27 protein-coding genes and 1 pseudogene are annotated in these 23,579 nt (G+C 50.3%); 11 read left to right on the forward strand and 17 right to left on the reverse strand.

Annotated elements, in window-relative coordinates; all coding sequences use genetic code 11:
* Positions 1 to 27 precede the first annotated feature (27 nt).
* The 8 genes and pseudogenes from B4967_RS17695 to B4967_RS17700 all read left to right on the forward strand — a co-directional run.
* Positions 28 to 237 (forward strand): annotated as a pseudogene (locus B4967_RS17695) (hypothetical protein); the annotation flags it as partial.
* Complete coding sequence (rfbA, locus tag B4967_RS03020; RefSeq protein ID WP_083023472.1) at positions 234 to 1,103, forward strand: glucose-1-phosphate thymidylyltransferase RfbA; 870 nt, start codon at positions 234 to 236, stop codon at positions 1,101 to 1,103. The pseudogene B4967_RS17695 and the gene rfbA, both read left to right, overlap by 4 nt.
* 29 nt (positions 1,104 to 1,132) lie before the next feature.
* Entirely contained in the window at positions 1,133 to 2,227 is a 1,095-nt protein-coding gene (locus B4967_RS03025; RefSeq protein ID WP_083023505.1) for a DegT/DnrJ/EryC1/StrS family aminotransferase, read from the forward strand.
* A 33-nt stretch (positions 2,228 to 2,260) separates the two neighbouring features.
* Positions 2,261 to 2,962: a WbqC family protein gene (locus B4967_RS03030; protein WP_279384642.1), complete on the forward strand. Its 702-nt coding sequence runs from the start codon at positions 2,261 to 2,263 to the stop codon at positions 2,960 to 2,962.
* A complete protein-coding gene (locus tag B4967_RS03035) occupies positions 2,955 to 3,638 on the forward strand; it encodes a class I SAM-dependent methyltransferase (protein ID WP_083023475.1) in 684 nt (227 codons plus the stop codon). Before B4967_RS03030 ends, B4967_RS03035 begins: the two co-directional genes overlap by 8 nt.
* 3 nt (positions 3,639 to 3,641) lie before the next feature.
* On the forward strand, positions 3,642 to 4,442 hold the full coding sequence (locus tag B4967_RS03040; protein ID WP_083023477.1) for a sulfotransferase family protein: 801 nt from the start codon (positions 3,642 to 3,644) through the stop codon (positions 4,440 to 4,442).
* A 32-nt stretch (positions 4,443 to 4,474) separates the two neighbouring features.
* Entirely contained in the window at positions 4,475 to 4,801 is a 327-nt protein-coding gene (locus B4967_RS03045) for a hypothetical protein (RefSeq protein WP_083023479.1), read from the forward strand.
* Between the two features lie 129 nt (positions 4,802 to 4,930).
* Entirely contained in the window at positions 4,931 to 5,152 is a 222-nt protein-coding gene (locus tag B4967_RS17700) for a hypothetical protein (RefSeq protein WP_139794388.1), read from the forward strand.
* A 39-nt stretch (positions 5,153 to 5,191) separates the two neighbouring features.
* On the opposite strand, the gene B4967_RS03050 is transcribed toward B4967_RS17700, so the two are convergent.
* The 6 genes from B4967_RS03050 to B4967_RS17715 form a co-directional block, all read right to left on the reverse strand.
* Positions 5,192 to 5,947, reverse strand: coding sequence for a glycosyltransferase (locus B4967_RS03050; RefSeq protein WP_161491466.1), 756 nt, complete (start codon positions 5,945 to 5,947; stop codon positions 5,192 to 5,194).
* Between the two features lie 22 nt (positions 5,948 to 5,969).
* A complete protein-coding gene (locus B4967_RS03055; protein WP_083023484.1) occupies positions 5,970 to 6,425 on the reverse strand; it encodes a hypothetical protein in 456 nt (151 codons plus the stop codon).
* Positions 6,426 to 6,438: 13 nt separating this feature from the next.
* Entirely contained in the window at positions 6,439 to 8,217 is a 1,779-nt protein-coding gene (locus tag B4967_RS03060) for a glycosyltransferase (RefSeq protein ID WP_083023486.1), read from the reverse strand.
* Positions 8,218 to 8,345: 128 nt separating this feature from the next.
* Positions 8,346 to 8,879, reverse strand: coding sequence for a flagellin (locus B4967_RS21175; protein WP_139794389.1), 534 nt, complete (start codon positions 8,877 to 8,879; stop codon positions 8,346 to 8,348).
* Positions 8,876 to 9,109, reverse strand: a complete 234-nt coding sequence (locus B4967_RS17710; RefSeq protein ID WP_139794390.1) for a hypothetical protein — start codon at positions 9,107 to 9,109, stop codon at positions 8,876 to 8,878. The genes B4967_RS21175 and B4967_RS17710 overlap by 4 nt, the downstream gene beginning before the upstream one ends.
* 142 nt (positions 9,110 to 9,251) lie before the next feature.
* A complete protein-coding gene (locus tag B4967_RS17715) occupies positions 9,252 to 10,061 on the reverse strand; it encodes a flagellin N-terminal helical domain-containing protein (protein WP_139794391.1) in 810 nt (269 codons plus the stop codon).
* A 231-nt stretch (positions 10,062 to 10,292) separates the two neighbouring features.
* On the opposite strand from B4967_RS17715, the gene B4967_RS03070 reads away from it, so the two are divergent.
* Positions 10,293 to 10,796: a hypothetical protein gene (locus tag B4967_RS03070; RefSeq protein ID WP_083023487.1), complete on the forward strand. Its 504-nt coding sequence runs from the start codon at positions 10,293 to 10,295 to the stop codon at positions 10,794 to 10,796.
* Between the two features lie 277 nt (positions 10,797 to 11,073).
* Here B4967_RS03070 and fliD (B4967_RS03075) read toward each other — a convergent pair whose 3' ends face one another.
* The 3 genes from fliD (B4967_RS03075) to B4967_RS03085 form a co-directional block, all read right to left on the reverse strand.
* A complete protein-coding gene (fliD, locus tag B4967_RS03075) occupies positions 11,074 to 12,465 on the reverse strand; it encodes a flagellar filament capping protein FliD (protein WP_083023489.1) in 1,392 nt (463 codons plus the stop codon).
* Between the two features lie 212 nt (positions 12,466 to 12,677).
* Complete coding sequence (gene fliD, locus B4967_RS03080) at positions 12,678 to 14,033, reverse strand: flagellar filament capping protein FliD (RefSeq protein ID WP_083023491.1); 1,356 nt, start codon at positions 14,031 to 14,033, stop codon at positions 12,678 to 12,680.
* Between the two features lie 177 nt (positions 14,034 to 14,210).
* The gene (locus tag B4967_RS03085) at positions 14,211 to 15,533 is read right to left on the reverse strand and encodes a UDP-glucose dehydrogenase family protein (RefSeq protein ID WP_083023492.1); all 1,323 of its coding nucleotides are present in this window, start codon (positions 15,531 to 15,533) and stop codon (positions 14,211 to 14,213) included.
* A 272-nt stretch (positions 15,534 to 15,805) separates the two neighbouring features.
* Between B4967_RS03085 and B4967_RS03090 the strand changes: the two genes are divergently transcribed.
* Positions 15,806 to 16,018, forward strand: a complete 213-nt coding sequence (locus B4967_RS03090; protein ID WP_243470302.1) for a hypothetical protein — start codon at positions 15,806 to 15,808, stop codon at positions 16,016 to 16,018.
* Between the two features lie 385 nt (positions 16,019 to 16,403).
* Entirely contained in the window at positions 16,404 to 17,399 is a 996-nt protein-coding gene (locus B4967_RS03095; protein ID WP_083023494.1) for a serine hydrolase domain-containing protein, read from the forward strand.
* Between the two features lie 28 nt (positions 17,400 to 17,427).
* On the opposite strand, the gene B4967_RS03100 is transcribed toward B4967_RS03095, so the two are convergent.
* From B4967_RS03100 to B4967_RS03135, 8 genes are all read right to left on the reverse strand, one after another.
* On the reverse strand, positions 17,428 to 17,991 hold the full coding sequence (locus tag B4967_RS03100; RefSeq protein ID WP_083023496.1) for a YqhA family protein: 564 nt from the start codon (positions 17,989 to 17,991) through the stop codon (positions 17,428 to 17,430).
* Positions 17,992 to 18,048: 57 nt separating this feature from the next.
* Complete coding sequence (locus tag B4967_RS03105) at positions 18,049 to 18,642, reverse strand: exopolysaccharide biosynthesis protein (protein ID WP_083023497.1); 594 nt, start codon at positions 18,640 to 18,642, stop codon at positions 18,049 to 18,051.
* On the reverse strand, positions 18,639 to 19,139 hold the full coding sequence (locus B4967_RS03110) for a tellurite resistance TerB family protein (protein ID WP_083023499.1): 501 nt from the start codon (positions 19,137 to 19,139) through the stop codon (positions 18,639 to 18,641). The genes B4967_RS03105 and B4967_RS03110 overlap by 4 nt, the downstream gene beginning before the upstream one ends.
* A 73-nt stretch (positions 19,140 to 19,212) precedes the next feature.
* Entirely contained in the window at positions 19,213 to 20,226 is a 1,014-nt protein-coding gene (locus B4967_RS03115) for a nucleoid-associated protein (RefSeq protein ID WP_083023501.1), read from the reverse strand.
* A 46-nt stretch (positions 20,227 to 20,272) separates the two neighbouring features.
* Positions 20,273 to 21,034 (reverse strand): ABC transporter permease, encoded by a 762-nt coding sequence (locus tag B4967_RS03120; RefSeq protein WP_083023502.1) that lies wholly within the window; start codon positions 21,032 to 21,034, stop codon positions 20,273 to 20,275.
* Positions 21,031 to 21,966 (reverse strand): ABC transporter ATP-binding protein, encoded by a 936-nt coding sequence (locus B4967_RS03125; RefSeq protein WP_083023504.1) that lies wholly within the window; start codon positions 21,964 to 21,966, stop codon positions 21,031 to 21,033. The genes B4967_RS03120 and B4967_RS03125 overlap by 4 nt, the downstream gene beginning before the upstream one ends.
* Positions 21,967 to 22,067: 101 nt before the next feature.
* Entirely contained in the window at positions 22,068 to 22,346 is a 279-nt protein-coding gene (locus tag B4967_RS03130; protein ID WP_016915098.1) for a peptidylprolyl isomerase, read from the reverse strand.
* A gap of 56 nt (positions 22,347 to 22,402) precedes the next feature.
* On the reverse strand, positions 22,403 to 23,521 hold the full coding sequence (locus B4967_RS03135) for a serine hydrolase (RefSeq protein WP_392567137.1): 1,119 nt from the start codon (positions 23,519 to 23,521) through the stop codon (positions 22,403 to 22,405).
* Between the last annotated feature and the right edge of the window lie 58 nt (positions 23,522 to 23,579).

A 23,579-nucleotide genomic window follows, 5' to 3' on the forward strand; every position in this document is an offset into this window, starting at 1 on the left:
CAAATCCACGTGAAGTGACGAAGAACCATAAAAGACAGGCCTGGGCATGATCGACGCTACGCGATTGATAACCGTAAAATCACACATGAACTAGGGTGGGTGCCCTCGGAAAGCTTTCACAGCGGATTGCGCAAAACCGTCACCTGGATGCTCAAAACCTATAGGCAGTCAGCACTTAAAGAAACAACGGTAAGCGCCGATAACAACATAACAACGTATCGCGAGGAGCAGCCATGAAGGGTATTATTTTGGCGGGAGGAAGTGGCCTCCGGCTTTACCCTATTACTATGGGGGTTTCTAAGCAGCTGCTTCCTATCTATGACAAGCCTATGATCTATTACCCGCTTTCCGTATTGATGTTAGCGGGCATTCAAGACATTTTGATTATTACCACGCCAGATGATCAAGCAAGCTTTCAGCGGCTATTAGGCGACGGTAGCCGTTTTGGCATCCACCTAAGCTATGCGATACAGCCTCAGCCAGATGGGCTAGCACAAGCCTTCCTGATCGGAGAGAGGTTTATTGGCAATGACTGTGTTTGCCTGGTGCTAGGTGACAACATTTTCTACGGCCAGGGGTTCACCCCTAAACTGCGCCAAGCATCACTGCGAAAAAGCGGCGCGACCGTTTTTGGTTACCAGGTTAAAGACCCTGAACGGTTTGGGGTGGTTGAGTTTGACAGCCAGCGCCGTGCGGTCAGTATCGAAGAAAAGCCTCAGAATCCTCGCTCACACTATGCAGTAACTGGGCTCTACTTTTATGATAACGACGTCATTGAGATAGCTAAGCAAGTAAAGCCCTCACAGCGAGGGGAACTAGAAATTACTAGCATCAACCAAGCCTACCTTGCACGGGGTGATTTACAGGTTGAACTGCTGGGGCGCGGTTTTGCATGGCTAGACACAGGCACCCACGAAAGCCTGCTAGAAGCGGCTCAATTTGTTGAAACTATTGAGAAACGCCAAGGGTACAAAATCGCCTGCTTAGAAGAAATTGCGTTTAATCAGGGATGGTTAACTCAAGAAGCATTAGCTCGCACAAGTAAGCCATTACAGAAGAGTGGGTACGGTGCCTACTTACAACAGCTTGTACACGGTTTTTAAGCGATTCCATAATGATTAAAAGGCCTACTATGATACCAGTCACCAAGCCTTATTTGCCTAGCCGTGAAAAGCTTGACCGATATATAGACGGAATCTACGAGCGAGCTTGGCTTACCAATAATGGCGAGCTAGTGAAGGAGCTTACCAGGCGTCTAGAGGAGTATCTGGGGGTAGAAAATCTTCTTCTTGTAGCGAACGGTACTCTGGCACTACAAATTGCTTATCGAGCGCTTGGGGTTACTGGCCGCAATGAACCGACTGAAGCCATTACCACGCCGTTTACCTTTGGTGCTACAGCTAGTTCTCTCAAGTGGGAAGGCGTAGAGCCGGTATTCGCTGATATTGACCCAAACACTTGGTGTCTAGACCCAACCAATATCGAACCGGCAATAACACCCAGAACTCAAGCCATAGTTGCGGTGCATGTATTCGGCAATGCCTGCGATGTAGATGCTATCGACGCCATTGCAAAAAAGCATCACCTTAAAGTTATTTATGATGCATCACATGCCTTTGGCGTGAAGTACCAAGGCGAAAATTTACTGAAACATGGAGATGCCGCCACACTTAGTTTTCACGCGACCAAGCTCTTCCATACTGGCGAAGGTGGCGCGATTGTATTCAAACAGAAGGAAGACTTAGAGCGTGCGAAAAAGATGATCAACTTCGGCATTAATGGGCCAGAAACCATCGAAGCACTAGGCATTAATGCCAAGATGAATGAGTTGCAGGCGGCGATGGGGCTATGTGTGCTGGATGAAATGGAAGCAAACCTGAAGGCCCGTGCCGCTGTGTGGCACCACTACAAACAAGCACTAAGCCAAACCTTGCAACTACAGGCCAAACCAGAAGCATTAGATTACAACTACGCTTACTTTCCCGTGGAGTTTGAAAACGAAGAGCAGGCCATAAGCGTGGCTGCAACGCTCAAGGAAAACGGCGTACTGGCAAGGCGATATTTTTACCCATCACTGGAAGAGTTGATATGTCTTGGGCCACAAATGAGACAACCAATATCAAAAGACATTGCAGGCCGGGTATTATGCTTACCAATCTTTGACCAGCTAAATAAGCAAGAAGTACTGAACAACATTGCAATCATAAAGATGGACTTAAAGACATGAACCTAGCAATTATGCAGCCATATTTCTTTCCTTATATTTGACTATTTCCAGCTGATGAATCATGTCGATGAATGGATTATCTTTGATAAAATACAGTTTATCGACAAAGGTTGGATCAACCGTAATCGCATCTTACACACCAACCCAGAAAAAGATTGGCAATTCATAACAATACCATTATCAAAACGTGGCCAGTTCGACTATATCAATGAAATCAGCATTATACAAAATCAGAAGTGGAATGAAACCATCATGGGAAAATTAACAACTTACAGAAAGGCTCCATACTACAGAGAAACCAAAGACTTTGTCTATGAGTGCCTATTTGACTCAACAGAAAGCCTTACGGAAACATTGGAAAAAACATTAATAAAAACTGCTAAACATTTGGGAATTGAGACACCAACTACTGTTCAGTCGCGTCAAGACTGGCAGCTTCCAGCCATCACACACCCTGGACAGTGGGCATTGGAAATTTCAAAGTTAAAAAAAGCTAGCAAATACATTAACCTTTACGGAGGAAGCAATATTTTTCAGCAGAAAGAGTTTGATGCGGCAGGGATTGAACTTCAATTTTTAAAGCCGAAATTTCAACCTTACACTCAGTATAGAAAGTGCTTTATTGAAGGTTTATCAATACTTGATGTTCTGATGTGGAATGATAAAAACTCCATCCGCGAGATGCTAAAAAACGACTTCTCCCTTCTCAACAAAGAGCAAGTAGAAAATGAATGATATAGAAAGCTACTATACTCAACGAGTTTCACATAGCAAAAACTTACTTTATCAGGTAGGAAAAACTATCGACGGAAAGCCAGTTAATGAGCACCAGCTCAACCTCATCACCCAGACAATAAAACATGAGTTAAAATTATCAACTACTGACACAGTGATTGACTTCGGCTGTGGAAATGGGGTTTTGACAAAAACCCTTACAAACTCTACTAAAACAATCATCGGCATTGAGCGAAACAAAGCCTTATATAGCCAAGCATCTAAATACCTAAACAATCAAAAAGTATCTCTAGTCAATGCTAACATTTTACATCATGACACCAAGCTTCTTTCTTTTAACAAGGCCTATTGCTATGAAGTAATACAGCATCTAACCTACCTGGAAACAAAAAACTTTTTATTCCAGACTGTAAAAAACTTACCTAAAAACGGACTGCTATTTCTAGGCGGCATTCCAGACGAGCAACGCAAATCAAACTTTTATAACACCGAATATAGACAACGGACACTAGCAAAAACATTACTTGAAACAGGTTCAGACCCTGTTGGAACATGGTTTTTACCAGTATTTTTTTATGAATTAGCAGACAAGCTCTCGGCAACATGTAAAATACTGGATCAGCATAAAGACCTATATTCGGCCCAATATAGATTTGACTGCTTAATTAGAGCCTAAAAAATGAAGAAACTGATAATTACTGGTATGCCAAGGTCGGGCACTAGCTGGCTTGGCCAAATCATCAATAGTTCACCTACTGTTTCTTTTCGGACTGAACCGCTGTTCTCTTATCGTTTTAAAAATATCCTCAATATCAACTCTAATGGCGAAGAAATAAATAATTTCTTTGACAGACTAATAAATATTGATGACGATTTTATTTTACAAAATGATAAAGTTAGCAAGGGACACTACCCAGCTTTTGATAAAACATCACATGAAATTTTAGCTTTTAAAACTACACGGCATTTTGAGTTACTAGAACTTTATTTGGAGTCTGTTAAAGATATTGAGATTATCGCCATAATCCGCCATCCTTGTGCAGTAATTAACTCATGGTTTCATTCATATCGTGAATTTGAAAAAAAGGACTGTAATAAGATGCATGACTGGCGTACTGGGCAATGCCGAAAAAATAATGAAACGGGTGAGTACTGGGGCTTCAACGACTGGATAGCATCAACTAAGCTTTTTTTAAAGCTTGAAAAAAAATACACCAACTTTCATATCGTTCGTTACAGCTCACTAGTAGAAAACACAGAAAAACAAACAAAAGACTTATTTAATAAAGTAGGCATTACAGTTACTGAACAAACTCTAGAGTTCATAAAAAACTGCCACAAACATCATGACCACAACCACTACTCAGTCTTTAAAAGCAAGTCTGTTTTAAACCACTGGGGAAAACTCGTTAGAAGATTTTATAAAAGAAGAAATTCTTCTGGAAGTAAGAGAGGAAAGACTCGAAGAGTTAATAAATGACAACTAGGAATCAAAACTATAGTCAATCACTCATGACATCACTAAGCTATATTGACGATTTTGCACACCTCAAAGACCTAGACCCGCTCGAATCCGTAGCCGGCCAGATTGCGGCCATCAACCGTTCAGTAGAGCAGGGAATTGCCGCGTTGCTTGAACACAAAAAACTGGTGGTTCAGTATGAAGACTTCTGGCAGCGCCCGGAGCACTACTACAACGAGATTACCTGTCGACTGATTGAGCAGAGTGAGGTGAATGCTGGGAAGGCGCCGGAATATACCTGGGAAGCGAGTTTCTCTAATACTAATCGCTGGCGGTTGGAGGACTACTCTATTGAGGAGGCGGCGCCAGCCTTATAAAAATAAGCCCAAAAAGAAAAATAAAACTAATATTAACATAAGAGCCATATGGTATTGACAAAGAAAAAATCAATCATATACTGAAAATGTTAATTTTTATGAACATTGATATACTACTAAGGAACAATAATGAACATCAAAAACGCAACACAAGAATATCTTGAGAAGACATACTGCCATCTTAAAAATGTTGTACTACCTAACAACCAAGATAACTGGAATAACTTCCCTATCTCAAATTATCCAAATGAAACCGTACCCTGGGAAAGAATAAAAAGTGAGATAGTCATCACTATGCAAGCTATCGAAGATGAACTTAGATCGCGTGGTTTAGGTCTACCAAGCTGCTAAAATGTTACCCGCTCTAAGCAGAGCGGGTATAACATAGGGTTAGAAAACTGCTTTCTTGGCATAATAGTTGGCTATATCTTTTCGCCCACGTTTCTCGTGATATATTGATATCCACTTCATGCTATTAGCAAGCATCTTTTGTTTCTCTTCTGGCGTTTTGCTAGACCATGTGGAGTCAGCGTGTAAACGATATGCAGCTGGCTTAACACACTCTAAAGAGGCACTTTCTCCATAAAGCCCCAGCATTGAGATTAAAAAATTATCACCATTTCCTACATTACCCTTCTCTTTTGGAAACTTATCAAACTTTTTCCTGAACATCATTGAAAGCGTTAACAGAAAACAATCATTTCTTAATAATTCATCTTTTTTATAGCTTCTAATACAATCCTTGGGAAGTTTGGACTCTCTTACCAAACCACAACTATCAAAAACAAAGGCGTTATGGTGCGTTACCACACAGTCTGGGTGCCGCTCCATGTAGTCAAACTGAATTTTTAGCTTTTTGGGGTCTGTCCAATAGTCATCGCCTTCACAAATAGCCACATATCGGCCTTTTGTGAGGGGCAAGCATATATCGAGTGGCTTTCTATTCTGGGAATACTGATTCTCTTTTTGGTAAATAGGCCGAATTAAATCAGGATACTTCTCAGCGTAACGCTTGATTACTTCTTGAGTCCCATCCGTCGAAGCATCATCATGAATGATCACTTCAAAAGGAAAATCGGTTTTTTGTGCAATAAAACCCTTTATTGCATCCTCAATAAAATTGACATGATTATAGGTAGCGCACACTACACTAACAACAGCTTCCCCCTTAATATGTTCTCTTTGGGGAATCGGTGGGGCCAGCCGGAGGAGAAATTTGTGACTTAGGATTAATTATTCCTTGGGCCACCAGATATTTTAGCGCTTGATCTTGATTTAGCCCGTTCACCAGATCGTACACTATATCATTAGCTTCAAACACTGTGCTTAGCACGAAGGCCAGCTTTAGCTTCTGCTCTTTGCTAAGTGCATCCATGCACTCTTGGCTGGGTAGAAACAGTACATCTGCACTTTCCTGCTCCGTTGCCTGTCGCTCTTTTATACTGATATCGCTAGGAAGATAGCTATGGTGCTTAATATCGTTAAACCGATAAAAGCGAAAGCCATTGCGGCTTGCCCAGTGCTGTAACTCTGCAAGACTAGGCTGTTTTTCATGGGTTGGCTGGAAAGCTACACGGGCGTGAATTAACAGCGTATCTTTTAAGGCTTTTTCACCATGCGCCAAGATGGTGGCAGCATCACCTTAAGTCATCGAGGATAAGCCAATCTAAGCTCGGGAGGCCTTCAATGCTATCCAGTGCAATCGTATTAATTGGCAACTGGGCCAATACTTTTGCACCTTGGCGGCGATGTTTTGGCAGCGCATCTTCAGGTAATGGGGAAAGCGGGCTACTTAATGCAGCATCTAGGCAAGCAATTAACTTGGTTGGCTGGCCATCTCCTAGTAGCGCATGTTGGAATAGCTGAATGTGCTCATGCCCTTGGTAAGTTTCTGGCTTTGAAACTTCACTCGCGGGATCGAATGCTAAGATCGTAAATGCCTTCGTGTTAGCCAGTTTTTCAGCAACACCTGTTTTAATGAGCTTTGCACGGTTATCTAATACAACGACGTTACTCGTAAGCTGCCAGTCAAAGTCTAACGTTGGCTTAGGATCTTTGGAGACCTTTATAACCTGCTTAGCTGTATTCGACGTAGACGGTACAGCCATTTCCGATGAAAGCTTGGGCTTTGCAGCAGTACCTGCTAAACGATGTTTATGCTGCTTTCGTTGGGGAACACGAAAGTCTTTATTACCTGCTTTTTGCGCTACCAAAGGAGCCAAAGCATCAGTTAAGCGCTTTGTGCTAACGCTGATGTGGTGCTTAGATAATCCCACATGCTTCGCGCGCTCAACAAATGCTTGGTAGTGCTGCTCATCATCGTAGAAAGCGGTCACCGCCTCTACTAAGGGGTTTAATTCATCACCTGTAAGAAGATGATGGTAAGGTTTTTCATAACAGGCTTCAGGAAAATCAAATTTGATGCCTGCATCATCAATCATTTCCGGCATACCACCACGGTTAGTGATAATAGCAGGAATACCGTTCAACATCGCTTCTGGCAACACACGGCCTGCGCTTTCCCACCACAAGCTAGGGGCCAGTAAAACACGAGCACGGCTATATGGCCCACGCATATCGCTTGTATTAGGCGTCACTATCACATTCGATAGACTTTTACGTACGTTACCAAGCTTTGTTGTTGTTGCTTCTAATATTTGTTGCCAATCAGCCCGTGCTTCAACTACTTCTATTTCAATATCCGGCCGAGTATTTTCAAGCTGCAATGCTAGCTGAATCACAACGCTAGCGCCCTTTTCAAATGAAGGATTTACAAATAAAAGCCGCTTGCGCTCGTGCTGCTCAGCAATAAATTGCTGTGAATCTATAAATTTACCCAGCGGTGTAGCCACGAAGCCCACCGTTTCACGGTACATCTGTGAGGTTGCCTGGCTATCGCAAAGCACTAAATCCACATCACGGCACCACCGTGGTGATTTGTAATTACCGTTCGCTAAATAAAAAGCGCTTGGGATTCCTCGTGCTCGCGCTTCATCAGCAATTAATAATTCTAGCGGCTGCCCACCATAGAACCATACAATGTCTGGCTTAAAGCTATCTAATAGGTAGATATATTGACGGTGCCAGTTATCTTCATCTGTCGCACTAATATTTGAGCGGTAGGTGCTTTTTGTGACAATTAGTTGATGAGTCAATGAATCATCTTGTATTTTGACAAGCTTTCCATCTTCTTCAACTACTTTCGGCATGGATTGAAAGAGCTGGGTACCTTGAGGGTGATCAAACACTGTTGCACCAAGTACCACAACCTCATAACCAGCTTTTGTAAGCTGTTTGAGCATCTGTCTTATAGTGCTGCTGGCTCCGCTCGAGGTATCTAGCAGACAATATAAGTTGGCCCACAAAATACGGGGCTTACGCTTTTCGGTAACATGCTGGGGCTTCTTATTTGCCATAACGACATCTTCACCCTTATGCTTTCAGAACACTATCTTTGTACTTTATGCTACGCTAAAGACACTGCTATGCAAACAAAAAACCGGCCACAAGGGCCGGTTCATTAGGTCATTCATTAAGCTTAAACTTAACCCAGCAGAGACAGAACATTCTGTGGCAGCTGGTTAGCCTGTGCCAGTACAGAAGTACCCGCTTGCTGCAGAATCTGAGAACGGGTCATGTTAGCTACTTCAGTGGCGTAGTCAGCATCTTCAATGCGTGAACGCGCAGCAGAAAGGTTAGTTTCGTTGTTGCTCAGGTTGGTGATCGCAGACTCAAAACGGTTCTGCACCGCACCCAGTTCAGAACGCAGGCTGTCAACCTGGGCCAAAGCACCGTCCAGAGTTGCTAACGGACCTTCTGTAGACTCACCAGCAGTCGTTTCGTCAGTTGTTAGCTGACCGCCGCTGACATATACGGTAGCACCGACTTCTTCGTCGTACTTGGTGTTAGCAACGTTAGTTTGAGTTGCAGCATTCAAATCGTAAACACCTGCAACTGTTACTTCACCGGTTTCATCGTTGACGTTGTACTCAGTACGGAAACCTTGAACGGTTGTAAGCTCATCATCACGATCTACATAAGTATCAGTAGATGTTGTACCGCCAGAGCCAACCGTCACAGCGCGCTCTCGAAGCCGTCACCCAGTGTAACGGTAGAGTCAGTGGTGGCTTGGGTTAATGCCTGCTCTACTTCAGTTGCACTAGCAGTGTCGTTGAAAGTGATGGTGCCGTCGCTTTGACCCACGTACTCTGTGCCATCGATAGTCAGAGTATTTCCATCACTGGCAGTTTGAGCTACCAGGTTTTCAATAGTAGCTGCTGTCGCGCCTGCACCACTGTTATTAGTCAATTCACCTGTCGCAGAAATGTATGCTGCTTCGCCGTCCAGCGTGATAGCACCAGTTGAAGTAATTTCAAACGTAGCAGTATCGCCACCAGCAACTTCATAGGTACCAGTTTTAGTGCCGTTTGCAGGTGTAAATCCTTGAGCTTCAACGAAATCTGCAGCTTCTGTACCACCGGCCAGACGCAGTTACGTTATTGTCAAATGTAAAGTTACCAGCAGCAGCATCGAAGGTATAGGTTGCAGAAGTAGTAGCACCGCTTACCTGAACGGTATTGCCATCTTGCATATTGGCAAGAAGGTCGTCGAAGGTAGCCGCGTCATGATTAGTGTCAACGCCCCACTCACCGCCACCTGAAGTATTGGTTGTAGTTCCGCCATTTGCTTGGATATTGGTAACAGTAGCTGTCGCGTTTTGCGTCTCGCCACTGCCATTGACATTGAAACCATTCATGCCAAGCGTGCTAGCAGTGATCTCTTGTAAATTGACCGAGATGGTCTGGCCATCGTCAGCGCCTACTTGAATGCTTAGGCCGTTGTCGCTGGAGAGTACTTTGGTGCCGTTGAAGTCAGTCTCAGCAGAGATACGGTCAATTTCAGACATCCGCTGATTGATTTCGTCCTGGATGGAGTCCAGGTCAGACTGGCTGTTGGTACCGTTTTGTGCCTGAACAGTCAGTTCACGAATACGCTGTAAGTTGTCGTTAACTTGGTTTAGGCCACCTTCAGCGGTTTGTGCGATGGAGATACCATCGTTGGCATTACGCTGGGCTTGGTTCAGACCGGTAATTTGTGCACTGAAACGGTTAGCGATCGCCTGACCAGCTGCGTCATCTTTGGCACTGTTGATGCGCAGGCCAGAGCTCAAACGCTCCATGGAAGTCTGCAGAGCATTTTGCGATTCACGCAGGTTCTGCTGACCGATCATCGAAGTGATGTTGGTATTGATCACTGACATGGTGATTCTCCTTGCTGGAACACTGGCCTAGAAGGCCCGCTTTTCGGCCACGTTGTGTGCCGTTGTATTGATTAACGGCATAAGAAGGAGAACCTTTAGGGCGAATAGTAAAAAATTATGTAAATTTTAGTGAACGCTGACCAACATAGCGCTACATAGCTGGCCAAGGCGCTGCATTTTTAATCGTAGAGGGGTATTGTACGTTCATACGAATGCAGTAGAGGACGCACCATGGCAACAACCTACCTACCTTTGCTACTAGGCGGCATCGCTGTTGTGTTAGGGCTAATAAGCACTGTGCTGTTTTACAAGGTGGTGATTGCACCACGTAAGGCTGAGCTTTCCTCCACACAAGCCCCCACTCCCCTAGCAGAGCAGGCGGATACCCCCAGCTATCAAAGCCAGCCTAAAACAACCAGCAAGCAGAGCAAAAGACCGACCCAGCAGTGTTTGTTTGTGATGTTTGCTGCGCCCAGCCAAGCCATTAACCAAGCGCTGGGGGAAATGCTTGCCGCGAAAAACGCTTTTTACGAGGCGGAGTTAGGCGCCTTCCACCTTCCGCCGGGGCCGCAGGGCTACCCAATTATGCTGGCTAGCGCCACCTCACCGGGTAAGCTGCCGCCTCTACATAAAGAGCATAAAGAGGGGGAGCATACGCCGGTGCAGGGGGTGTCGATCTTGATCCGCTTTTTGAACACGCGGAAGGTGTCGCGCAGCCCGGAGGATGTAATTTAATTAACTTCACTCATGAGGTGGCGGAACTGGGTGGCAAAATTTTGGATGCTAAGCGTAAGCCCATCACGGAAGAGAGTTTGGCGGCCATGTACCGAGAGGGGGAGTAGCTGGAAGGAGTTAGGTTGCTTCGTCGTTGTGCCTTGCAGTTACATGGGGCGCATTAAGAAGGGTGCTGAAATCCTTCGCCCGCTGAAGCGGCCTCTTCCACCGAGCTCTTCACTATATCGCTCGTTGAGACCGCTTTTGGCACTATCCAGCTACCCCGCTGCTAGGTTAATTAACTTTCACGACCTAGCTGAGCATCCAATGCATCAAACTGCTGGGTTAGGTAGGAACTCATGCTGTTCATCTGGGCAATCATGCTATCTAGCTGGCCGAACTGGGTGCGGTAGCGGGAAATGGTGCCTTCAATGGTTTTTTCCATGCGCTCATAGCGCTCATCCAGGCTTTTTACACGGCTTTCGGCACCGCTAATCGCTAGTTTCACTACGCCGTTATCGCCAAGCATCTGCTCGACGGTACTGTCGAGCTGTGCGGCTAAGCCATTCCCTGCGTCGCCACCCACAAAAAAGTCACTGAGTGCTTGGGGGTTATTGGCGACTAGGTCGCTGATTGTATCGTCATCCATTTCCAGCGTGCCGTCTCGTGGCAGGGTAATGCCTAGCTGGTTAAGCGTGGAAAGCTCGCCCCCTGCTACGCCACCCGTCAGCACGCTACGCAGGCGGCTTTCAATGGTACGCACGGTGCTGTCGCCTACCAATTCACCGGCGGTTTCGCTGTCGCCATTAAAGCTGGTAAGTTTTCCAATAGTGCCTTTTAGGTCGTTAAACGCTTTTACAAAACCACTAATGGCTTCGCGCTGCTTGAGCGTATCGCGCTCTACATTAACCGTGCTGGTGGCAGTTTCCCCATCGGCAATGCTAAGTTCCGCTAAATTAAGGGTAACGCCCTGAATGGCGCCTTCGATCTGGTTTTTTGCGCTGCTAATGGCAATGCCATTGACCGTTAGCGCGGCGTCTCCACCAGCTTGCTTGGTGGCGGCATCTTCTGCAAAGGGGCCCGCCACCGTGGCTCCGGCTGCATCTACGAAGCCAAAGCTGGCAATAGAGGCATCCGCGACGGTCGTTTTAGAGCTAAGCGCCAGCCGGTAGCCCGTGCCATCGTTAATAATGGTGGCGTTTACGCCGGAGTCTTTGTTGGCGTTAATGGCATCGCGAATGTCGGTCAGGCTGCTGTCTGCAGCAAGATCGATTTTGTCCGTATCGCTATTGCCAAAAGTGAGCTGAATGGAGGTGGCGCCCTGCAGGTCTAGCGCGGTATCGCTCTCGGTGACTCTGCTAGACGCTAAGGAGCCTGACGTCGCGAGGTTAGACACTTCAACACGGTAGCTACCCGGCAGCGCATCAGCGGTGGTGGTGGCTTTAATAGCGTCGCCCCGCACATTGGCAGAGAGGCTTTGATAAAGCGCCGAGTCGTTGATTTTCGCCAGTGAGTCTTGGAAAGCGTTCAGTGATGTTTGCAGCTGGCCATAAGCAGAAATCTTAGCCTGTTGCTGCTGTTTTTGAAGCGTAATGGGCTCAAGTTTGCCACGCTCAGCTGCCTGTAGCTGATCTAATAGGCCGGTGAGGACCAAGCCAGAGCCAACGCCAAGGGAGGTTATTGTCGCCATGCCGATGTTCCTCGATGCAAAAGGCTAAACCAACAGTCATCAAAAACACTTAGTCAGGTACGGAGTGCTTGTTGAAATTTAATAACATTTTTATCGACGGAACAACGGAAGACTTTAGCGCTTTTTCAGGCGTTTAATGGCGTCTGTATAATAACCTAATAAAAACGCCTGCTTATCGCAGGCGTTTTGGAGATAGCTAAACAAAATTGGTATTATTCTCGTCCTAGCTGTGCATCTAACGCATCAAACTGCTGAGTGAGGTAGCTGCTGGTTTGGTTCATTTGAGAGATCATCGTATCCAGCTGGCCAAACTGGGTCCGGTAGCGAGAAATGGTTTGCTCGATGGATTGCTCCATTCGGGTATAACGTTCGCCTAGCGATTCAATGCGATTTTCAGCCCCCGACTTCGCCCCAGCCACTGCGCCGTTCGTGCCTAACAGCTGCTCAACGGTTTGGTTCAGTTGGCCAGCCATGCCCTCATCTTCTGCGCTGCCTGCAAAAAATGCCGAGAGCGCATCTTGGTTATTGGCAATGGCGTCGTCTAGTTTGCCGCTATCAACTTCGAGCGTGCCATCGCGCTGTAGTGAAATGCCGATATCAGTCAGCATGGAGAACTGACCTTCAACACCGCTACCAAGCACGCTGCGCAGTCGAGATTCCACTGTACGCACGGCGCTATCGCCCAACAAGTCACCGGCGGCGCCGGTTTCAGCGTTAAAGCTGGTGAGGTCGCCAATGGTGCCTTTTAGGTCGTTGTAGGCATCTACAAAGCCCGTCACCGCTTCGCGCACTGCTAGGGTGTTTTGCTCTACTGAAACGGTGCTATCCCCCTCTTCCTGAAGGTTCAGCGTGACGCCTTGAATGGCGCCCTCTACCTGATTAGTAGGGCTAGTGATGGCGATGCCATTCACATTCAGCGCGGCATCAGTACCCGTTTGAAGTGTGTTAGTTGTATCCGCAGCAAACGGCGCAGTACCTGAGAAGCTGAAGTCTGCAATTGAGGCATCAGCGCCTGTTTCACTAGAACTAAGTGCTAACCGGTAATCGGTGCCATCGAACACAATGGTAGCGTTAACACCGGAATCTTCGTCTGCATTGATGGCGTCGCGCATATCTTCGAGAGTGCTATCTGCCGCAATGGTCACTTCTTTTGTGGTTTGCGTGGCCCCTTCACCAAAGGTAAAAGTAAGCGTTTGTTCTGCTGTAGTGAGCGCTTCATCAACAGCCGTGACGCCTTCAGAGGCTAAGGTGCCGCGGGTTGCTAGCGTTTCAACCGTTACGTTGTAGCTGCCGGGCTGCGCTTCGCCATCTGCCGTGGCGGTGATTGCTTCTCCCCCTACATTAGTAGAGAGGCTTTCGTAGAGGGCGCTGTCGTTAAGTGCCTCTGCGGCGCTTTGAAATTCGGAAAGGGCGCTTTGCAACTGCCCATAGGCAGAGATTTTGGTTTGCTGGGTTTCCAGTTGCTGCTCGATGGGCGCAAGTTTGCCACGCTCAGCTTCTTGCAACTGATCTAGCAAGCCGTTGAGGTCCAGCCCTGAACCGATACCAAGTGATGAAATGGAAGCCATGCGTACCGTCCCTTTTTCGCGTTGTGCGGCCGTCTTACCGATTTTGCGGCAGCCATTATTCAAGTTAGCTAATTAGTTATTTATTCGGCATTGAGACTATTAACTTTAACAAATTTATTAGCCCTGGGCTTACTCATTTACCAGAAACAGCAAACCAAAGCTATAAACTTCTGTTTATTAAGACTTTCTACCCACGCCCACATAGCAAACACCCGCCTCACTCAACGCGCTGGGCGCGTATAAATTACGCCCATCTACTACTAATTTATTGTTTAGCTGGTTTGCTAACCAAGTGAAGTCAACGGTGCGAAACTCCTTCCACTCTGTACAGATGACCAGTGCATCTGCACCTTTTACTGCCTGTATGCGATCGCCTGCGAGCATCAGGTCGTCACGCTCGCCATAAAGCCTTCGGCACTCACCCATCGCTTCCGGGTCGAACGCTTGCACCTTTGCGCCTGCTGCCCACAGGGCTTCCATCAGTGCTCGGCTGGGCGCTTCGCGCATATCATCGGTGCCGGGCTTAAATGCTAGCCCCCAAATAGCAATCACTTTCCCCTCTAAGTTACCGAGGCTCTTTTGCATTTTTGTGTAAAGCTTTTGTTTTTGGCGCTGATTAACGGCTTCTACAGCTTTTAATAATTCCGGCGTGTAACCTAATTGCAAAGCAGCTTGCTCAAGGGCGTGCACATCTTTCGGAAAACAGGAGCCGCCATAACCACAACCAGGGTAAATAAAGTGATAGCCAATACGCGGGTCACTTCCGATACCCCGGCGTACATCTTCAATATCAACCTCTAAGCGCTCCGCTAAATTCGCCATTTCGTTCATGAAACTAATTTTGGTCGCCAGCATGGCGTTGGCAGCATATTTCGTCAGCTCTGCCGCTCGCACGCTCATAAACATCAGCTTGTCGTGGTTGCGGTTATAGGGCGCGTAGCAGGCTTTCATACGCTCTTTTACCCGCTCGCTCTCGGTGCCTACGATAATGCGAGCGCCGCGGGTGAAGTCATCAATGGCAGCGCCTTCTTTCATAAACTCAGGGTTGGAGCACACATCAAAAGGGTGTTCAACCTTACGCTGCTGTAGCACGCGGCTGATGGTGTCGCTTACACGCTCGGCCGTGCCTACCGGCACCGTCGATTTATCAACCACCAGCTTATAGCCTTGCATGTGCTGGCCGATACTTTCCGCGACGCTTAATACGTACTGCAGATCAGCGCTGCCATCTTCGTCTGGCGGGGTGCCCACCGCGATAAACAGCGTGTCGCTTTCGGTTACCGCCTCCGCGGTATCTGTGGTAAATAGCAAACGCCCAGCGGCAACGTTATGCGCTACCAGCTGGCTCAGGCCTGGCTCGAAAATAGGGATCTCACCACGGCTAAGCTGTGCGATGCGGTTAGCATCAATATCCATGCAGATGACCTGATGACCCACATCCGCCAAACACGCACCTGCCACGAGCCCTACATATCCGGTACCAAAGACACTAATCTGCATAATCAACCAGCTCTAAAAGAAGTCTTGCGAGACTACCACACCTTTTTTGTAATTCAGATGACACGCAAAACTCAGCCCAATGCATAGACCTTGGTCTAACACCCCTACTGCTTTATAATGCACTGCAGCACACCCATTTTGCTGCGATTGCAGGAGCAACCTACCATGCCCGCTGAAGCATTATCCCCCGCGACCACTGCTTCCTTCCACGTACAGCGCGCTTGCGCCACTGCCTTTCTAGCGTAGCGGAACTGCTTTATGAGAGCGGCCATGTGCTTGAAACCATCACCCTGATACAGCGTGGTTTATCGCACCAGGAGTTGATCTCTCTGAGCCATCAACACCCCCGTTGGGCGCTTTGCCAGCAAGTGTTGGAAGAGAGTGATGCCGCCACTTTTAATGACTATGGCCGTTTTGTGTTAACAGCCATGGGCCGCGAGCTGATGTTTGATATGTTTGGCCAAGGGGCAGCGGATTGCGCCTAGCCTTTGGTTGAGAATGTATAGAGTTTGAGACGTGTAGAGTTTGAGACATGTATAGAAAAAACGCCCGCTGGGGGAGCGGGCGTTTAGAAGCGCTAATATCGCATCATGCAGGTCGTGGGTTATTCATGGCAGAGATTAACGCAGGCCCAACAGCGACAAAATAAACAGAACAACAACGATCAGACCTACGATATAGATAATGTTACGCATAACGGCACTCCTTGCTTTAGCGTTTCATGGAAATCAAAGGGTTGCTTCCCTTCAATAATCTCTCCTAGCGTAGCAGGCTTTTTCTCAGTTTGCGTAATCGTGGTTGCTGCCCTCTCAATGGAACCTTACCTCCTCACGTATCTCGAAGTTTACGACTTCCTTGCCTGGTGCTGTGATGAAAACAACTGCCTTTTTATTTGCCTGTGTGATGACTTCTTTGCCTGTTACCGCTGCTGAGGCCTCAGAACCATCATCGGGTGCGCTACAAACACTCAACCAACAAGCTCAGGCGCTTGATCGCTTACATACTGTAGTGGTGGCTTACGACGGCAATATTATTCATGAACATCACCAAGGCGGCCCAGGGGTTGCGGCACCTGCCAACGTCAAATCGCTATCGAAAACGGTGTTAGCCGCCGTGACCGGGGCGGCGATCGAGGCGGGCGTCATTGAATCCGTTGACCGGCCGCTGGTGGCGCTACTAGATAGTGTGCCCAGCGCTGCTGCCCCACAGGTGAACGACATCACAGTGGCGCACTTACTGGCACAACAAGCTGGCTTAGAGCGTACATCGGGCAGCAACTACGGCGCTTGGGTGGCCAGCGCCCATTGGGTAAACGATGCGCTCACTCGCCCATTCGTGGACCGCCCAGGCGGGCGCATGCTCTACTCCACCGGCACCAGCCATTTGCTCTCGGCGGCGCTGACTCAGGCCAGCGGTGAAAGCACCCTCGCGCTTGCCCAGCGCTTGTTAGGCGAACCGCTCGGTATTGCGATTCCCCCGTGGCCGCAGGACCCTCAAGGGATCTACTTTGGAGGGAACGATATGCAGCTTTCCCCTCGCGCGCTCATTGCGATTGGGGAGCTGTACCGCAACGACGGCGTGGCCAATGGCCAGCGCGTGCTGCCTGAAGGCTGGGTAGAAGATTCATGGACGCCCAGAGGCCAATCACCCTGGACGGGCGATGGCTACGGCTTTGGCTGGTTTATCACGACGCTAGCGGGTGAACACGTCGCTTACGGGAGAGGATACGGCGGGCAGGCGCTGTATGTGATTCCCGAGCGGGGGATGACGGTGGTGATCACCTCAGACCCAACCCCGCCATCGCCCGGTGGCCAGTTCCAGCAGCAGCTTAACGCGCTGGTGGCCGATTTATTGGCAGAGGAGTAACGGCGCGCGCCACTCCTCCTGTTAATGACTACTCCCCTTTATGCGCCAAACTCATCAAGTAGAGCGCGGCGGCCAGCGCCAGTACGGAGAGCGCTAAATAAATCGCTTCTAAGGGCGTGGTGAAGCGGATATCGACGACTGCTCGGAAGAATTCGATAATCACGGCCAAAATCACCACACGGGCGATTTTGTCTTTCAACTGATCCAGCGAGGCAACGTTGAAGGGGTGTGCAGGGTAACGCACCTCTGCTTGGTCGATACGCGAAACGAACAACCGATAAACGCCTAGCCCAAAAATCAGCAGCACGATGGCGATCAGATAGATATCCACCGCAATAATGATATCGGGCACCAGGGTGTCGTGGATGTTATGGGTGTCATCCACCAAGTAGTAGTGCAGTACATCGCCCACCACTTTAAGGATATCCAGCGTGCCGACGATAAACAGCATCAGCGAGCCTAATAGGCTTGGCACCACCGCTAGCATGACCAAAAAGCGCGAGTTCCACAGCGCGGTTTCAATCCGCCGCTCCCACGCCGACTGCTGGTGAGGTGGCTTGGGTGGAGGTGGTAAATGGGGCGAGTTACTCATCGTAGGCACATAGCTCCTTCTTGCTTTACGGCAATAGCGAAAGTGCCTAGTAAAGCATTAGATGAGATTCATCACTACTACCGTGAAGGTCACGCCGGTAAGCAAAAACCCCAGCGCCAGCATCAGGCCATCTCTGGCCACCAGCCCCAGCCCAAACAGCGTGAGCGCAAGCCCGGCACCGTTAGCGCTGAACGGAATAACCTCCATCGGCGGCATCGCCAGGGCCACGAGCAGGCAGGCAACGGCCGTTACCCTAATCCCGATGTAGCCGGTCATCCCAGCCAAGCGCACAACCAACAAGCTATCTACCCACTTAGCGGGCTTTTTCATGTAGTGCAGCGCTTTATCGAACTTCTTCCGGGAGAGGGAGCGGTTAAGCAACCATCCGGGCAGCCAGAACGTTTCTCGCCCGATTAATAACTGCACCGACGTTAGCAGTACCAGGGAGGCCATCAGCGTCGGCATCCCAGGGATATCGCCCAGGATGGGGGCCAGGGTAATCAACCCCGCTAATAGCAGCAGCGGGCCAAACGAGCGCCTCCCCACCGCGTGTACCACGTCATCCACGCTGACCTGGGATTTTTCCCCCTCCATCTTCTCCATGGTATGGATCAGCTCGGTTAAGTTCGTCGCTTCCTGCGTATTACTCATGGGCGTTTCGGCGCTCCTTTGCCGTGGGTGTCGTGATTGAAAGAGGGTTCTTCCGGTGACTGGTTAAGCTTGCTGCGAATAAAGTCGCTATGGCTGACATGCAGCAGATCTGCCAGCCGACGAATCCGATGCTCTTCGAGAGGATCCAGCGTGCCGTCGGCCCAGGCCAGTTGCCACATTAAATTGACCAGTTCCAGGCGCTGCTCGTAACCATAGTGCTGTTTGATCAGGCTGACGAACTGATAGTGATCCACCGCGTCGTCGACCTCCGCCTCTGCCAGTGCCATTAACTCGCTGACATCTTGCTCGTTGAGCCGATAGCGCGCCATCAGCATTTGCTTCAGCGCCGCGCGCTCTTCATCACTGTTGTCGTAATCGGCGCGCATCACTTCACACAGCAGCGCGGCCGACGCTAGCTCTAGGGTGAGCGTTTTGTTATCACGCTGTTCAGGCACGGAAAGTACCTGTTGGAAGAAAGAGTGAATGGCATCCAGCACGGCGGTCTCCTCATATCAGTGGCTAACCTAGGACTACACGACACCTTAAGAGTGCCGCCCTAGGCCTCGCCGTTTACTCTTTCCGCTTGGCAAGCTGCTCTTTGAGCTGTTTGGGCACTTGCTTGATGATCAGCCGATCCTGGGTTTCGTCATACTCAATGCTGGAACCCAGCAGGTGTGAATCAAAGCTGATCGAGACGCCTCCAGAGCGCCCGGTGAAGCGACGAAACTGGCTGATAGTACGTTTATCTGGCGGGATTTCCGGCGAAAGGCCGTAGTCGGCGTTGCGAATATGGTCGTAAAACGCCTTGGGCTGCTTCTCATCCACAAGCCCAGAGAGCTCTTCCAGCGTCATCGGTTCACCACGGCGCAGCTGCTCGTTGGCGTAATCGACCAGGGTATCGGTTTTTTCCCGGCTGGCGTCGTCGTCCAGGTCCTCTTTTTCGACGTAGTCGCTAAAGGCTTTCAGCAGCGTGCGGGTTTCGGCGGGGGCATCAATGCCCTCCTCCATGCCCAGCAGCGCCGCTACGCCATCGGCGAGCTTTTTACCGCCCCGGTCTTTTAGAAACGAGACGTACTGGGTACTTTCCCCACCGCTCTGCCACTGGGTCAGGTTGATGCGGGCTGCCAGGGGGAGTTGGCTCGTGTTCAGTTGGGCGGCGGGCACCGCTTGGTGCGCGTCGTTAAAGCCGATACCTTCCCGCTGGTGAATGAGGGCCATCAGCAGCGTTTCCGTATCGCCCTGTTGTAGATGAGCGATGACCAAGTAACCGCCAACGGAGAGCTGCCCCTGCAGCGTTTGGGCCAGTCGCTCGGCCATCGCGTTCGCCAGTTGGGCCAAGGTTTGCTCGTCGGCTTGATACGCCGTGAGCCACGCCACCAGCGGCCCGGCCTGCTCTCCCTGCTCGGCAAAGCGCCCCCAGCCCTTCGCTTTGGTGTTGTAGGTGTCGTTTAGCGCATTCACTAGTCTGGCCATCACCGCGTCATCGCCGGCAGCTTCCGCTTCCGCAGGCGGGGCAGTGACACTTAAGCGTTCGCCATCGAGAGATGGCTCAAGGCGGTAAACAGTACTTTGCAGTAGCGGCATAAACAGACATTACCTTTATAAAAACGTCGAAGAGGTCACCTCAGCATCAGGGCTTTAAGCGGTAACCGGTGCGGAAAATCCAGGCAATGGTGGCAAGACTGGCCGCCAAAAACAGCAAAATCATCGCCACGCTAGCTCCTAAGCTGACATCGCTAATGCCGTAGAAGCTCCAGCGGAAACCGCTGACGAGATACACCACCGGATTCGCCAGGGTCACGCTCTGCCAAAACGGAGGCAGCATATCGATGGAGTAGAAGCTGCCGCCCAGGAACGTGAGTGGGGTAATCACCAGCAGCGGCACGAGCTGCAGCTTGTCGAAGCCATCTGCCCAGATGCCGATGATAAAGCCCAGCAGGCTAAAGGTGACGGCGGTCAGCACCAGAAACGTCAGAATCCAGAACGGGTCTGCGATCTCAAGCGGCACAAAGAAGCTGGACGTGCCGAGGATGATCAGCACTAGCAGTATCGATTTCGAGGCCGCCGCCCCTACGTAGCCCACGACAATCTCCAAATAGGAGATCGGTGCCGACAAAATCTCATAGATGCTGCCGGAAAACTTGGAAAAAAAAAGGCCAAACGAGGCATTCGAGACGCTCTGGGTCAGCAGCATCAGCATAATCAAACCAGGGACGATAAACGCACCGTAGCTCACCCCGCCAATTTCGGTAATCCGCGAGCCAATCGCCGCGCCAAACACCACAAAGGAGAGCGAGGTAGAGATCACCGGTGAGACAACGCTCTGTAGCAGCGTGCGGCGAGTGCGGGCCATTTCCGCCATATAAATCGCACGAACGGGATAGAGGTTCATGAGCGCTCCTTCACCAGGTCCACGAAGATATCTTCCAGCGAGCTCTGCCGGGTGTGTAGATCTTTAAAGCTGATCCCCGCCTGCTCTAGCTGCGTTAACAGGGTAGAGATCCCACGCCCCTCCTCTTCCTGGCGGCCATCGTAGGTGTAGACCAGCTCATAGCCGTCGGCGGTTAAGCTGAGTTCTTCCTGCGCCAGCGCAGGCGGCAACTCCGTTAGCGGGCTGTGTAGCTGCAGAGTGAGCTGCTTGCTGCCCAGCTTTTTCATTAGCGCGGCTTTCTCTTCCACCAGCACGATCTCGCCGCGATTGATGACGCCTATGCGGTCGGCCATCTCTTCGGCTTCTTCAATGTAGTGGGTGGTGAGAATGATCGTCACCCCATCGTCCCGCAGCCCGCGCACCACGTTCCACATATCCCGCCGTAGCTCGACATCCACCCCGGCGGTCGGCTCATCCAAAAACAGAATGCGTGGCTCGTGGGAAAGTGCTTGGGCAATCAGCACCCGCCGCTTCATACCGCCGGAGAGGGTCATCAGGCGGTTGTAGCGTTTATCCCACAGCGAGAGTGACTTGAGCACTTTTTCGATATGGGCGGGGTTGGGGGACTTACCAAACAGGCCACGGTTGAAGCTCACCGTGTTCCAGACCGTTTCGAACGCTTCATTGGTGAGCTCTTGCGGCACAAGACCAATCCGCTCGCGGCCTTGGCGGTAATCGCGCACGCTATCGAAGCCGTCGACAATGACATGACCTTCGCTGGGATTGACAAAGCCACATACCAAGCTGATCAAGGTAGTTTTACCCGCCCCATTCGGGCCGAGCAGTGCAAAAATTTCGCCGCGCTGGATGGTTAAATCCACGCGGGTGAGCGCCTGAAAGCCACCTTCGTAGGTTTTATTCAGGCCATCGATGGTAATGATGGGGTCGTTCAAGGCGTGCTCCTTACATCGCGGGCCAGCGCAGAACCGGCGCAGCGCGATGCCAATGGCACCGCGACATGGCTGCCGCGGTGCATGACGGCCTTTAAAAGGTATTAAGTGCGGCTGGTGATTTCGAGCAAGTGATAGCCAAACTGAGTCTGTACCGGCCCGTGAACCTTGTTGAGCTCACCGCTGAAGACGACTTTGTCGAATTCTGGCACCATTTGGCCGGGGCCAAAGCTACCCAGGTCGCCGCCCTGACGGCCGGAGGGGCAGCTGGAGTGCTGCTTGGCCACGTCCGCGAAGTCACGGCCGTTTTCGATCTCTTGTTTCAGTGCGTTGCACTGCTCTTCACTGCTTACCAAAATATGACGGGCGCTGGCACGTGCCATAACGAACTCCTTAATCAAAAAACCCAATACGGTAGGCCAGTTTATCACGCTCGCTGCTAGTCGTGACCCAAGGCACCGCTATAACGCAGCGCTTCGCCCACACTCGCCAGGGCACGCTCATGGGCCTGCACCGAGAGCGGCCCACGAGTACACGCCACGATGACCCAGGGGCCATTGGCGGCGTCACCTGCTTGAGAGGCACGCGATGCAATACCGGCATCGCAGCTTCGCCGGTGCTGCGTGCCTGTTTTGTGCGCAAAGGTGAACTCGCTGCCCATGCCTTGTTTCAAGCGCCGCTCGCCAGATTTAGTTCGCTGCATGATCGCCAGCAGCGTTTGGCGCTGTTCGGCATTCACATCCTCCATACCACCGTGATGCAGGCTGGCCAGCAGGTCGCCATAGGCGCGCAGCGTGCCCACGTTTTCACCGGTGGCTTCGTAGGCATCGAAGGCGTGGTCGTAGTCGGGCTGTTCGAAGCTCCCTTCACCCATGCCCAATGTGCGCGCTAAGGCGGCCGGGCGCTGGTTCACACGGTGTTGGCGCAGGGCGATAAAATCTAACCCGCCCAGTTGGCGAGCCTCGGGATGTAACTGGCCATATACACCCTGGCGCACTTCCACCAGCTTGCTGATGGGACCAAGGTGCTCCGGCTGGCCGTTGCTGGCGGCGACCATGCGGCGGGCGCGGGCATTCACGGCGTCCAAGCCCACACGGTCTATCAGCATATCCGTGGCGGTGTTATCGCTGACGGTGAGCATCTGCTCAAGCAAATAACGAATCGAAATGGGCGTGCCGGGGTCGTGCCAGTTGACCGGCCCGGCGCCATCGACAAAGTCGCTGCGTGCCAATGTAAGACGATCATCCAGAGAGAGCGAGCCAGCTTGGCGCTCAGCCAGCACCTGAGCCGCTACGGGCACTTTAATCAGCGAGGCCAAATACCAGGGGTCGTCTGCCTGCCAGGAGTACGCCTCGCCTGTTGCGAGGTTCTGAACATAAACACCTAGCGCGCCGCCAAATACTTCTTCAATGGCGCTTATTCGCACATCTAGATCGCCTTGCCAAGGGCTCTGTTTATCGACCTCGTAGTACCAGTTCGTACTTGCCAATACCGCCGCGCTGGCTGGCAATAAAGCGCACAGCAGCGCTGCGGCTAGCCAGCGTTGAAGATGTCGCAACCTTACCTCCTACCGCGGCGAGTGGCGGGTTATCAGTCAGCGCGGAAAACCGCTTACT

Source organism: Vreelandella lionensis, from assembly GCF_002087295.1.
Taxonomy (GTDB): Bacteria; Pseudomonadota; Gammaproteobacteria; order Pseudomonadales; family Halomonadaceae; genus Vreelandella; species Vreelandella lionensis.

Coding starts and splice junctions, on each gene's coding strand:
- rfbA (WP_083023472.1), top strand. CDS start 234: ATGAAGGGTATTATTTTGGCGGGAGGAAGTGGCCTCCGGCTTTACCCT.
- B4967_RS03025 (WP_083023505.1), top strand. CDS start 1,133: ATGATACCAGTCACCAAGCCTTATTTGCCTAGCCGTGAAAAGCTTGAC.
- B4967_RS03035 (WP_083023475.1), top strand. CDS start 2,955: ATGAATGATATAGAAAGCTACTATACTCAACGAGTTTCACATAGCAAA.
- B4967_RS03040 (WP_083023477.1), top strand. CDS start 3,642: ATGAAGAAACTGATAATTACTGGTATGCCAAGGTCGGGCACTAGCTGG.
- B4967_RS03045 (WP_083023479.1), top strand. CDS start 4,475: ATGACATCACTAAGCTATATTGACGATTTTGCACACCTCAAAGACCTA.
- B4967_RS17700 (WP_139794388.1), top strand. CDS start 4,931: ATGAACATCAAAAACGCAACACAAGAATATCTTGAGAAGACATACTGC.
- B4967_RS03060 (WP_083023486.1), bottom strand. CDS start 8,217: ATGGCAAATAAGAAGCCCCAGCATGTTACCGAAAAGCGTAAGCCCCGT.
- B4967_RS17715 (WP_139794391.1), bottom strand. CDS start 10,061: ATGTCAGTGATCAATACCAACATCACTTCGATGATCGGTCAGCAGAAC.
- B4967_RS03070 (WP_083023487.1), top strand. CDS start 10,293: ATGGCAACAACCTACCTACCTTTGCTACTAGGCGGCATCGCTGTTGTG.
- fliD (WP_083023489.1), bottom strand. CDS start 12,465: ATGGCGACAATAACCTCCCTTGGCGTTGGCTCTGGCTTGGTCCTCACC.
- fliD (WP_083023491.1), bottom strand. CDS start 14,033: ATGGCTTCCATTTCATCACTTGGTATCGGTTCAGGGCTGGACCTCAAC.
- B4967_RS03085 (WP_083023492.1), bottom strand. CDS start 15,533: ATGCAGATTAGTGTCTTTGGTACCGGATATGTAGGGCTCGTGGCAGGT.
- B4967_RS03095 (WP_083023494.1), top strand. CDS start 16,404: ATGAAAACAACTGCCTTTTTATTTGCCTGTGTGATGACTTCTTTGCCT.
- B4967_RS03100 (WP_083023496.1), bottom strand. CDS start 17,991: ATGAGTAACTCGCCCCATTTACCACCTCCACCCAAGCCACCTCACCAG.
- B4967_RS03105 (WP_083023497.1), bottom strand. CDS start 18,642: ATGAGTAATACGCAGGAAGCGACGAACTTAACCGAGCTGATCCATACC.
- B4967_RS03115 (WP_083023501.1), bottom strand. CDS start 20,226: ATGCCGCTACTGCAAAGTACTGTTTACCGCCTTGAGCCATCTCTCGAT.
- B4967_RS03120 (WP_083023502.1), bottom strand. CDS start 21,034: ATGAACCTCTATCCCGTTCGTGCGATTTATATGGCGGAAATGGCCCGC.
- B4967_RS03130 (WP_016915098.1), bottom strand. CDS start 22,346: ATGGCACGTGCCAGCGCCCGTCATATTTTGGTAAGCAGTGAAGAGCAG.